Annotated in this window: 7 protein-coding genes, 1 tRNA gene and 2 rRNA genes (1 of these 10 only partly in view); 5 read left to right on the top strand and 5 right to left on the bottom strand. The window is 62.6% G+C overall.

Annotated features, from left to right (window positions below; translation table 11 throughout):
• The 3 genes from LHU95_RS16735 to LHU95_RS16725 form a co-directional block, all read left to right on the top strand.
• A 23S ribosomal RNA gene (locus tag LHU95_RS16735) occupies positions 1 to 2,365 on the top strand (it extends 384 nt beyond the left edge of the window).
• Between the two features lie 120 nt (positions 2,366 to 2,485).
• Positions 2,486 to 2,600: ribosomal RNA gene (gene rrf, locus LHU95_RS16730) — 5S ribosomal RNA — on the top strand.
• A 35-nt stretch (positions 2,601 to 2,635) separates the two neighbouring features.
• Positions 2,636 to 2,712: transfer RNA gene (locus LHU95_RS16725), tRNA-Met, on the top strand.
• A 166-nt stretch (positions 2,713 to 2,878) separates the two neighbouring features.
• On the opposite strand, the gene LHU95_RS16720 is transcribed toward LHU95_RS16725, so the two are convergent.
• The 5 genes from LHU95_RS16720 to LHU95_RS16700 form a co-directional block, all read right to left on the bottom strand.
• Positions 2,879 to 3,310: a hypothetical protein gene (locus LHU95_RS16720; RefSeq protein ID WP_248708098.1), complete on the bottom strand. Its 432-nt coding sequence runs from the start codon at positions 3,308 to 3,310 to the stop codon at positions 2,879 to 2,881.
• A 17-nt stretch (positions 3,311 to 3,327) separates the two neighbouring features.
• Positions 3,328 to 3,687 carry a hypothetical protein gene (locus LHU95_RS16715; protein WP_248708097.1) on the bottom strand — a complete coding sequence of 120 codons (360 nt, stop codon included), beginning with the start codon at positions 3,685 to 3,687 and terminating at the stop codon, positions 3,328 to 3,330.
• A gap of 141 nt (positions 3,688 to 3,828) precedes the next feature.
• Positions 3,829 to 4,368, bottom strand: a complete 540-nt coding sequence (locus LHU95_RS16710; protein WP_248708096.1) for an OmpA family protein — start codon at positions 4,366 to 4,368, stop codon at positions 3,829 to 3,831.
• Positions 4,365 to 5,231, bottom strand: coding sequence for a hypothetical protein (locus tag LHU95_RS16705; protein ID WP_248708095.1), 867 nt, complete (start codon positions 5,229 to 5,231; stop codon positions 4,365 to 4,367). Before LHU95_RS16705 ends, LHU95_RS16710 begins: the two co-directional genes overlap by 4 nt.
• 211 nt (positions 5,232 to 5,442) lie before the next feature.
• Positions 5,443 to 7,089 (bottom strand): arylsulfatase, encoded by a 1,647-nt coding sequence (locus LHU95_RS16700; protein WP_248708094.1) that lies wholly within the window; start codon positions 7,087 to 7,089, stop codon positions 5,443 to 5,445.
• A gap of 859 nt (positions 7,090 to 7,948) precedes the next feature.
• Here LHU95_RS16700 and LHU95_RS16695 point away from each other — a divergent pair.
• Both LHU95_RS16695 and LHU95_RS16690 read left to right on the top strand, forming a co-directional pair.
• Positions 7,949 to 8,932: a helix-turn-helix domain-containing protein gene (locus LHU95_RS16695; protein WP_248708093.1), complete on the top strand. Its 984-nt coding sequence runs from the start codon at positions 7,949 to 7,951 to the stop codon at positions 8,930 to 8,932.
• Between the two features lie 226 nt (positions 8,933 to 9,158).
• The gene (locus LHU95_RS16690) at positions 9,159 to 10,169 is read left to right on the top strand and encodes an HAD family hydrolase (RefSeq protein ID WP_248708092.1); all 1,011 of its coding nucleotides are present in this window, start codon (positions 9,159 to 9,161) and stop codon (positions 10,167 to 10,169) included.
• The last annotated feature ends 696 nt before the right edge of the window (positions 10,170 to 10,865 follow it).

Genomic DNA, 10,865 nt, shown 5'->3' with positions numbered 1-10,865 from the left:
ACATAGGGGGACCACCCTCTAAGCCTAAATACTCCTTGGCGACCGATAGTGCACAAGTACCGTGAGGGAAAGGTGAAAAGCACCCCGACGAGGGGAGTGAAAGAGACCTGAAACCGGACGCTTACAAGCAGTCGGAGCACCCCATAGAGCAATCTGGGAGGTGTGACGGCGTACCTTTTGTATAATGGGTCCGCGAGTTCGTGTTGGCAGCAAGCTTAAGCCGTTAGGTGTAGGCGAAGCGAAAGCGAGTCTGAACAGGGCGTTCAGTTGCCGGCATGAGACCCGAAACCGAGTGATCTAGCCATGGCCAGGCTGAAGGTGCGGTAACACGCACTGGAGGGCCGAACCCACGCCTGTTGAAAAAGTCGGGGATGAGCTGTGGCTAGGGGTGAAAGGCCAATCAAACTCGGAAATAGCTGGTTCTCCGCGAAATCTATTGAGGTAGATCGTCGTCTATTACCGCCGGAGGTAGAGCACCGGAAGGGCTAGGGGGGCCCAAAGCCCTACCAAACCCTACCGAACTCCGAATGCCGGCGAGTACAGGGCGGCAGACAGACTGTGGGTGCTAAGGTCCATAGTCGAGAGGGAAACAGCCCAGACCACCAGCTAAGGTCCCCAAATAGTGGCTAAGTGGGAAAGCATGTGAGACGGCCAAAACAACCAGGAGGTTGGCTTAGAAGCAGCCATCCTTTAAAGAAAGCGTAATAGCTCACTGGTCTAATAGCTGTCTTGCGGCGAAAATGTAACGGGGCTCAAGCCACTTACCGAAGCTGTGGATTCATCGAAAGATGAGTGGTAGCGGAGCGTTCCCTAGGCCTGTGAAGGTGAACCGTGAGGTTTGCTGGAGGTATGGGAAGTGCGAATGCGGACATGAGTAGCGACAAAGAGGGTGAGAAACCCTCTCGCCGTAAGTCCAAGGGTTCCTGCGCAAGGCTAATCCGCGCAGGGTGAGCCGGCCCCTAAGGCGAGGGCGACAGCCGTAGCCGATGGGAATCAGGTGAATATTCCTGAGCTCGTCAGAAGTGACGGCCATGAACTTCAGTTATCCCTTATTGGATTGGGGTGGCTGCTGGATTGGTCCGGGAAATAGCTCTGACATTGAACCGTACCCTAAACCGACACAGGTGGACTGGTAGAGTATACCAAGGCGCTTGAGAGAACCATGTCGAAGGAACTAGGCAAATTGCTCGCGTAACTTCGGGATAAGCGAGACCCATGTTTGCGCAAGCAGATGTGGGTGGCACAAAGCAGGGGGTGGCGACTGTTTAGTAAAAACACAGGGCTCTGCGAAATCGAGAGATGACGTATAGGGTCTGACGCCTGCCCGGTGCCGGAAGGTTAAAGGGAGATGTGCAAGCATCGAACTGAAGCCCCGGTAAACGGCGGCCGTAACTATAACGGTCCTAAGGTAGCGAAATTCCTTGTCGGGTAAGTTCCGACCTGCACGAATGGCGTAACGACCTCCCCACTGTCTCCGGCATGGGCTCAGCGAAATTGAATTCCCCGTGAAGATGCGGGGTACCCGCAGTTAGACGGAAAGACCCTATGAACCTTTACTGCAACTTCGCAGTGGCGCCAGGAAGGGACTGTGTAGGATAGGTGGGAGGCTATGAAGCATGGGCGCTAGCTTGTGTGGAGCCAACCTTGAAATACCACCCTGTGCCTTTTTGGCGTCTAACCGAGCCTGGTTATCCCGGGCCGGGACCCTGCGTGGTGGGCAGTTTGACTGGGGCGGTCGCCTCCCAAATTGTAACGGAGGCGCGCGATGGTGGGCTCAAGCCGGTCGGACATCGGCTGTTGAGTGCAAAGGCATAAGCCCGCCTGACTGTGAGCGTGACAGCGCGAACAGAGACGAAAGTCGGCCTTAGTGATCCGGTGGTCCCTCGTGGACGGGCCATCGCTCAACGGATAAAAGGTACTCTAGGGATAACAGGCTGATCTCCCCCAAGAGTCCACATCGACGGGGAGGTTTGGCACCTCGATGTCGGCTCATCGCATCCCGGGGCTGGAGCAGGTCCCAAGGGTTCGGCTGTTCGCCGATTAAAGCGGTACGTGAGCTGGGTTTAGAACGTCGTGAGACAGTTCGGTCCCTATCTGCTGTGGGTGTTGGAGACTTGAGAGGATCTGTCCCTAGTACGAGAGGACCGGGATGGACATACCTCTGGTGCACCAGTTGTCACGCCAGTGGCACCGCTGGGTAGCTAAGTGTGGACGGGATAACCGCTGAAAGCATCTAAGCGGGAAACCCACCTCAAAACCAGGTCTCCCCGAGGGCCGTGATAGACCATCACGTTGATAGGTCGTCTGTGGAAGCGCAGTAATGCGTGCAGCTAAGCGATCCTAATCGCCCGATAGGCTCAATACTCTACCTTTGCAGTCCAAGGTTCGTCCTGGACACCGCACGCAGCACCAAACCCCACTTCACTCATCCACTCAAAACCAACCAATCCATCACCACCTGAACCACAGGTTTTCGGTTCGGTGGCCTGGTGCCTATCGCGGAGTTGAAACACCCGATCCCATCCCGAACTCGGCCGTGAAACACTCCTGCGCCCATGGTACTGCCGCTCAAGCGGCGGGAGAGTCGGTCAGCGCCAGGCCACCAAACCGAAAACCTTTTTTTAGTCCCACTTCACGCGGGGTGGAGCAGCCCGGTAGCTCGTCAGGCTCATAACCTGAAGGTCACAGGTTCAAATCCTGTCCCCGCATCCAACGATCCCATAATTCCACCAGAACGCCCGTAACTCCAACGAGTTACGGGCGTTCTGCCGTTCTGACACCAGAGAACAACACCGTGACGCTCGCCTAAACCATGACTCGCAATACGGCATCACGCCACGCGGCCCCCGCCGAATGAGCGGCGACGACGCTCGGCGCTTCAGTAGTAGTTGTTGATCACGGTGGTCGGCTGCCCATAGTTTGCGCCGCTGTTCGCGGCGGTGCCGGCACTGGCTGCCGCACCCACCATGGCTCCTGCCACGAAGGCTCCCGCAGCCGGGTGATAGAAGGGCGCCACCGCCACGGGCGATCGCCACATGGCTCCGGGATAGGGCCGTGCCGCATAGCCCCCGACATAGCCGTGATAGCCGCCACCATAGTGATAGGCGCCACCCCAGCGTGCCCCGCCAGCACCGCCAGCATGCCAGGCTGTCCCGCCCGCGGTGACGCCGCCGGCGCGCCAAAAGACCAGCTCCAGGCCGGGGACCGGCGCCGGGCCAGGGAAGCGCGGGCCACTCGTCGGGCCGGCACTGGCTGAAAAAGCGACAATGCCCACACCCAAAGCGACCATCCCGATCGTGCGCAACGTCATCTGCATTCCTCCCTCCCTCATCGGTCGAGCCGGTGCTCAAGCACGTGCCGCCGCCAGTCAGCGATGCTGCGGCCACAGAATTGCGGGTCCACCTCGTGCGAGGAACCAGCACCAAAGGATGTCGCCCAGCGGAAGGCGGCATTTGCGCCCATCTGCCCGACGAGGATGCTGTTGAAGGCCAGCAGGGCCTGCTGTGCCGCCGGCCGCTCGGTCTCGGGCAGGCATTGGACGGCGTGGCCCGCCATGAGCCCCAGATTGACCAGGCCACGCTCCATGGTTTGTTCGGTCAGCGGCGCGGACGGCGCCACGGGTGGCGTCTGGCCCATGGCGGTGGATGTGACGGTGAGGGCTAGGATAACCGCGGCGGGAAGCTTCATGGCGTTCTCTCCTGGACTTCAGCGTGGCGACGGGGAGTGGCTCGCGTCTGGCACAACGCAAGGCGCAGCTGGGCAATCCAAGCCCTCCGCCAGCCCAATGGCTGGCGGAGGGCCCGTGGTCATTGGAGCATCAAGACGCGATCAGTTCCCTGGCCCGACCAGCGTGATCTCGATCCGCCGGTTCTGCGCCCGCCCCTCGGCCGTGGTGTTCGGCGCGATCGGGTTGGCCTCGCCGCGACCATCGGCTGAGATGATGTTCCGCGGCGTGCCCTGAGCGATCAAGCTGTCCGCCACCGTATCGGCACGGCGCGAGGACAGATCGAGGTTGGTGCTGATGCCCTCGCGGCGCAGTTCGGGCCCGACCGGCGTCGTATCGGTGTAGCCTTCGACGATCACCCGCGTGTTCTGCAGCCCCTGCAGCGTCGGCACCATTTTCCCCAGTGCCTCGCGAGCACGCTCATTGATGCGGTAGCCGCCGGAGGAGAACAGGATGCGGTCGGTCATGGTGATCTTCAGGCGCCCATTGAGCATCTGGATCGTCGCCTCATCCGCGGTGTAGCGCGCCTGGAGCTGGGTATATGCACCCTGCAGCGCATCGTAGCGCTGTTCGGACACGCAGCCCGTCAGCAGCAGGATGGACAGCATCGCGGGTGCGAGCGAGCGAAGGCTATTGATCTTCATGTGAATTCTCCAAGGCGTTTCGATGGGTTGCGCTGCCGCGGGACGAACTGGCGCCCACGACTTGCTTCGTGAGCCGCGGGTTCGGCACGCTGGCTCAGAAGGTCATGTTCATCGCGATGAAGGGCCCGCTGAGATTGAGGCTCTTGATCAGTTCGCCGCCATTCTGGGTATAGGCGAGGTGGCGATAACCGAGTGTCACGCCGGCCCAGCCGGTCTGATAGGCGATGCCCCCCAATCGCCTGCCAGGTCGAGTTCGAGGCGCCGGCGCCGACATCCACGGCAAAGGGAATATTGAAGCCACCGCCCAGCACCACGCGGCCGCGCAGGCCCGCGATGCCGTCCAGCAGATCGGCGTTCTGGCCGATGCGGCCGGTCCGCGAGAAGCTCCGCCCGGTGCCCTGGGGGCCCACGACATCCGCAGCCAGTTGCACATTGGTGCGGCTGCTGAGGGTGAGCAGGCGAATGCCAGCCTGAGCGTCAATATGCCCCCAGTTGCCTTGCAGCAGCGTGTATCCGCTAGCGAGGGTCCAGAGATTGGTGGTCATCGCGCTTTGCGTGCCGGTGTTCAAGCCAGCGCCGACGCGCCCGGCTGGCCCGAAATCCACATGACGGACCTGGCTCGTTTGATTGCCGACGTTTATGTAGATGTAGTCCGTCGCGATGGACCAGCGGCCAGAACGCGCCTCACCGGCGATCATCCCCGCGAAATTCAGCGCATCCACGACATTGCCCGCATCGAGCTTGACCTTGGCGCCGCCATTGCCCGGTCGGCCATAGAGCAATTGGCCACTGACGCTCGGGCGCCAGCCATAGGGTGTCACTGAGAAGCGCCAGCCCGAATCATCGCTGGGCACGGTCTGCAACTGGGCCGCGCCGCAGCCGAAGGTGATGGCAACCAGGCCGGCGCCGGGGGTGTCCGCGCGGGTTGTGGAGGGCCGGGTCATGGCATGTCCCTGGAGAAGGCTACTTGGCCTGTGATGCCGCGTATGGCTGAAGGTAAGATCCGCCCGGGCTGGGCCCGGGCGGCATGTCCACCGGCGACGGGTGCGCCGGTGCTTGTCATGACGCTGGCGCTTAGTTGCGCCGGTTGCGCGCAGCCGCGATGGCGCCTTCGATCTGCGCCTTCACCGCCTCCATGTTGAAGGAAGCGCCCCGCTGCATCGGCGGGAATTGCACGAAGCTCTCCGCGTAGCGCGCCACTTCCTGCTGGACGAAGGTGAAGCGCCAGAACTCATTGAGGAACCAGTTGTAGAAGGCGATCGAGCCCTGAGCCCCACTGGGCAGCCCCATCCGCTCGAACGGGTCGAGCCGGAGATTGACGATGATCGGCCAGTCCACATGCACCGTGCCGCCGAGCCAGCCCTGCGGCTGATCGGTGAAGCGGTATTTGAAGTCGCCGATGCGGATCGCGCTGAGTGTGCCTTCGGTGAAGTAGAAGATCTCGTTGCGGTTGGACGGCCCCGTGCCAGTCAGCATGGGAAGCTGGTTGTAGCCGTCGAGGAAGACGCGATAGCTCTGGCCGCCCAGGTTCACCCCGGTGAGAAGCTGCTCCTTGATGGTCGTGTTGCCCGCGGCGGCGACCAGCGTCGGGAACCAATCAAGCCCCGACATCAGGCCGTTCTGCACGGTGCCCGGTGCGATCTTGCCCGGCCACTTCGCGATCATCGGCACGCGCATGCCGCCTTCCAGCGCCGTGCCCTTGGCGCCAGCGAAGGGCGAGGTGCCGCCATCGGGCCAGGTGAAGCTCTCGGCGCCATTGTCGGTGGTGAAGACGACGATGGTGTTCTGGTCCAGGCCACGCGCCTTGAGGTGGTCCATCACATTGCCGATGCAGTCATCCATCTGCGCCATGCCGGCCTCTTGCAGCGACCAGCCATTTTCCGGCGTGCGTCGCGCCTGATATTCGGGCGAGAGATGGGTCTGGACGTGCATGCGCGTCGGGTTCATCCAGCAGAAGAACGGCTTGTTCGCTGCCACCGAGCGGTCGATGAAGGCCTTCACATTGTCACGGACGACCTCGTCGAAGGTTTCCATGTTGTGGGTGATGCCTGCCGTCGGATGCGGCGGCAGCGGCCCCTCATCAATGATGCGCTGCTTGCCGATGCGGCCCCAACGCGGCTGCTCGGTCGGGTCGTCCACATCGGTCGCGAAGGAACGCACGAGGTTGCGCGGGCCGATGGTGGCGCGCAGCGCGGGCGGGTAGCCCGGGAAGAACGGGTCCTGCATCGCGTCGAGGTGGTACAGGTAGCCGAAGAATTCGTCGAAACCATGCATGGTCGGCAGGAAGGGATTGAGGTCCCCCAGGTGGTTCTTGCCGAACTGGCCCGTGGCATAGCCCTGGGCGCGCAGCGCGGTGGCGATGGTCGGCGCTGCCGCCGGCATGCCCGTGGACGAGCCCGCCTGGCCGACCGTGGTCAGGCCGGAGCGAATGGGCAGCATGCCCGTGATGAAGTTCGCGCGGCCAGCGGTGCAGGAGGGCTCGGCGTAGTAGTCGGTGAAGATCACGCCTTCGGCGGCGAGCTTGTCGAGGTTGGGCGTGCGCCCCGCCATCAGGCCGCGGTGATAGGCACCGATATTCCACATGCCCACGTCATCACCCATGATGACCAGGATATTGGGCTTGGTGCCGGCGGCACCTGCGGCTGCCGGGGCAACCACCACGGCAGGAGCCGGGGCAGCACCCGGGCGCGTCTGGGCCTGGGCGAGCTGGGTACCACCCATCAGGGCAGCGGCTCCGCCCAGTAGCATGTTGCGGCGCGATGGCCGTGTGGATTCCGTCATAGTGATCTGCCTTCTTGGTTATTGTCATTACGGCGGATGCGGCGGGAGCCGAGTTGGCTCATGCCGGTATCCACCATCGGGGCGTGTCGCGCGGCCGGTCTGTATCGCCGGCCATCGGAAGGCGCGCACAAAAAGGAGCCACCCTTGGCCACCCGCCGTCGAATGCGGATGGCCGAGCCGCGCATCCCCACCGGCCGATCGGTCATGTGGAAGGCCATCGGGCCTCGCTGGAGCAATGCGGCGGGGGCGTCGGGATCGGCCAGGGGCCCGAGTGGGCCCTCCGCCAGGGTGACAAGGCGGATGGTGGCGTTGCGTGGGTGACGGTGGAGGCACCCAGCCAGAAGCCATCCACATGCAGGGAATGCGCTGACCATACCCTCGAGTCATGCCGGGCCGAGCCCATGGAGAGGGTGCCGCCAGCGACGCGGCGCGTGTCCTCAGGCATGGCGCGGCCCTTGGAGGGTTCTGCCACTTCTCGAACCCGGCGCCGTTCAGATGAACTGACACTCTCTCTCGCCTGCCGCGAGGCTGTCACCGCTGCAATCCCGTATCGTTGGACGGGATCACCCTAGGAGCAATTCGCCTCACATCGAATGAAATCGATATCCAAAATTGGCACGATCACAGGAAGGTTGCGGGGTTTTGGGGGCCACCGCCTCAGCTGACGGCCATCGGCACAGGCTGGGGCTGGGTTTGCCTGCCGTCATGATTCGGTAAGTTCTTTTGCTTCCGCATTAAATAAGATTACCATGGGGGGAAGCAACAATCGAACGCACAAGCCCCTGGCGGAAACGGCACAATGAGCGCGAGAACGAGCAACGAAACCCAGCCGCGCAACGCCGCGGCTTCGCTCCGCATCATGGATGTGGAACGGCTCACGGAAGCCCTCGGTGACGCCGATCTGCGGTTCGTGCCGCTGGTGGGCGGGCCATGCGATGCCAGGATCACCCGGATCCGGATGGAGCGCATCCATATCCAGCGCGCCGTCATTCCACCGCATATCTCCTTCGGGGCCGTTCATGCGGACCGAACGGCCCTGCTGATCACCTTGGGAACGCCTGGCGCGCCCATTCTGAATGGTCACGAGATTGATCGGTCCGGGCTGATGCTGCTGGGTGCGGGGATGGAGATCCACAGTGTCTGCCGGCAGCAGGAAAGCTGGGCCACCATGTCTTTCGCGGCGGAGGGCTTCAGCGATCTGATGGATGAATGCGGCGCATCATCCCTGGGGTTCGGGCTCGGCCGCATGCTGGATCTGCCAGCGCCAGGCCTCGCAGCCTTGGCCGAGACCCTCTCCACGGCCACCGATTTCGTCGAGCGCGTGCCGGGCATCATCAGCTCCTGCGATTTCGACGCGATCCTGACCGATACCTTGCGGGATATCCTCCATGGGCTTCTTGGCCGCGGCGTGGAGCGTGATGCGCCCGAGCGCTTGACGCATGATCGGCTGCGGGTCGTGAAGGCCGCGGATGCCTTCATGCGTTCGCATATCGGGGCTCCCATCTACACAACCGATCTGTGCAGCGCCCTCGGCGTTTCGCCCCGCCTGCTGCGAAAGGCCTTTGAGGCCGCCTGTGGCGTTAGCCCCCACGCCTATCTGAAGATGCGCCGCCTTCATCTTGTGCGGCGCGAACTCTGCGACCCTGCGCGGGGAGCCCGGATGGTGAAGTCCGTCGCTTTGGCCCATGGTTTTTGGCACATGGGCAATTTCGCGCGGGATTACTGCGCGCTGTTTGGCGAACTCCCGCACCAGACGTCCGAACGCGCGCCCCTCGGATCGTGACAGCCAGGGGGGCAAGTCCTCCCGCGGGCTTTCGTTGCGCCTCTGCGGCGCCTGTGACGCGAGGCGCGCGGCACCTTGCTGGCGCCATGCCCGGTCTCAGCACGGCAGGCTTCGATATCCAAAAATTTTCATATGAGCCCAGGCTCGGACGAAGTCGTTGCGGTTCTCGACACGGATTCTACTGTCACAGCCTGCCAAGGGTCGGCGATACGTCGGGAGCACCATCATGACTTCATCCGTGATCAGCCTGGCGCGCCGTGCGCTGGCCACCACCGCGCTGGCGCTTGTCGCGACCGCCGATGCATCGGCTCAAAGCGCGGTGCGCGATCCGCTGCCCTCCTGGCGGGATGGGCCGACCAAGCGCGCGATCCTGGCATTGATCCGCCAGTCGGTCCGGCAGGGCACGCCGGATCTCCTGCCTCCAGCCGAGCGCGTCGCCGTGTTTGACAATGACGGCACGCTTTGGGTGGAGCAGCCGCTCTATACCCAGTTCGCCTTCGCCATCGACCGGCTGAAGGAAATGGCGCAGCGCGACCCCGCGCTCGCCCAGCGCCAACCCTTCAAGGCGGCCATTGAGGGCGACATGCGTACGGTCATGGGGAGCGGCGAGAAGGGCCTGGCCGAGATCGTCGCGGTCACGCATGCCGGAATGTCGCAGGAGGCCTTCACCGGCTTGGTCACCCAGTGGCTTGCGACCGCGCGCCACCCGCGCTTCAACCGGCCCTACACCCAACTCATCTACCAGCCGATGCTGGAGGTGATGCGGCTGCTGCGGCGCGAGGGTTTCGCGGTCTGGATCGTCACCGGTGGCGGGCAGGAATTCGTTCGGGCTTTCAGCGCCGCGACCTATGATGTCGCGCTGGACCGCGTTGTGGGCTCCGTCGGAAAGACTGAGTTCCGCCTCCTGCCAGACGGCAAATCCGAGCTGTTTCGCCTTCCCGCGATTGATGCGCTGGATGACGGGCCAGGCAAGCCCATTGGCATCGGGCGTTTCATTGGCCGGCGCCCGGCCATCGCCTTCGGCAATTCCGATGGCGATATCGAGATGCTGCAATACACGACCACAGCCCCGGGGCGGCGCCTCGGACTTCTCGTCCATCACGACGATGCGGCGCGGGAATTCGCCTATGACCGTGAATCCCATATCGGCAAACTGGATCGCGGCTTGACCATGGCACCGCAAGCGGGCTGGCAGGTCATTTCCATGAGGAACGACTGGTCCCGCATTTTCGCATGATGTGCCGCGCAGCGATGTAGCAGCCCAACCCAGTGGGCTTGGGGTGGCGGATGCGTTGCAAAATCACATGACGGCACGCCGGGCGTCGATGTGGCCTGGCCGCTGGTGCCATTCCCTCAGACGAAGAGTGCTCCGGGTGGATGGCTGATGGCTGGCGTGGTGCCAGCGGGGTTCTGGGTATGCTTCAAGCCCGTTGGCCGACGATATCGGCGGCGGGTAAGCCCGCCCAGCTTCGACTGCGGCCTGACCGCATTGTTGCCCCGCCGCCCCTGTGGCTTGAAGCCAGAGCGGTGGGCGGCGTTATGTTCTCTCCTGATCGGCGATGGCTGCGCTGCTGCCAGCCGGGAAGCCCTGTGTCGCCTCGGCCGAAGCTGCGCAACCCGCTCACAGTCGTGTGACTGGCGCGCGACGCGGGGGGGCGGGCAATGATTTTCATTCCTTGCGATCATTAAGATGGTTCTTGGGATGGAAATTCATGACGGGGCCTCCCGTCATTTCGCCTGTTCCGTTGCTTATATCGTCGATGTAACGCAAAGCAGTCAAATCATATTGTTGCGCACGCAATTTTCATTGATTTTTGCTTTTGAAATTTCACCCATGCCTAAATGCCCGCAAATAGAACAATAAGAGCAATAAACCAGCATAAATCATGAATGAAAAGAAACGTTAATCGGCATATGCTCTCATTTTGAACTA

Source organism: Sediminicoccus sp. KRV36, from assembly GCF_023243115.1.
In the GTDB taxonomy this organism is placed as follows: Bacteria; Pseudomonadota; Alphaproteobacteria; order Acetobacterales; family Acetobacteraceae; genus Roseococcus.
This window is presented reverse-complemented; position numbering and strand designations above follow the sequence as displayed.

What these genes read in the sequence shown, in the direction of transcription:
- LHU95_RS16700 (WP_248708094.1), bottom strand. Translation starts at nt 7,089, where the DNA reads ATGGGTGGTACCCAGCTCGCCCAGGCCCAGACGCGCCCGGGTGCTGCC.
- LHU95_RS16715 (WP_248708097.1), bottom strand. Translation starts at nt 3,687, where the DNA reads ATGAAGCTTCCCGCCGCGGTTATCCTAGCCCTCACCGTCACATCCACC.
- LHU95_RS16710 (WP_248708096.1), bottom strand. Translation starts at nt 4,368, where the DNA reads ATGAAGATCAATAGCCTTCGCTCGCTCGCACCCGCGATGCTGTCCATC.
- LHU95_RS16695 (WP_248708093.1), top strand. Translation starts at nt 7,949, where the DNA reads ATGAGCGCGAGAACGAGCAACGAAACCCAGCCGCGCAACGCCGCGGCT.
- LHU95_RS16690 (WP_248708092.1), top strand. Translation starts at nt 9,159, where the DNA reads ATGACTTCATCCGTGATCAGCCTGGCGCGCCGTGCGCTGGCCACCACC.
- LHU95_RS16720 (WP_248708098.1), bottom strand. Translation starts at nt 3,310, where the DNA reads ATGACGTTGCGCACGATCGGGATGGTCGCTTTGGGTGTGGGCATTGTC.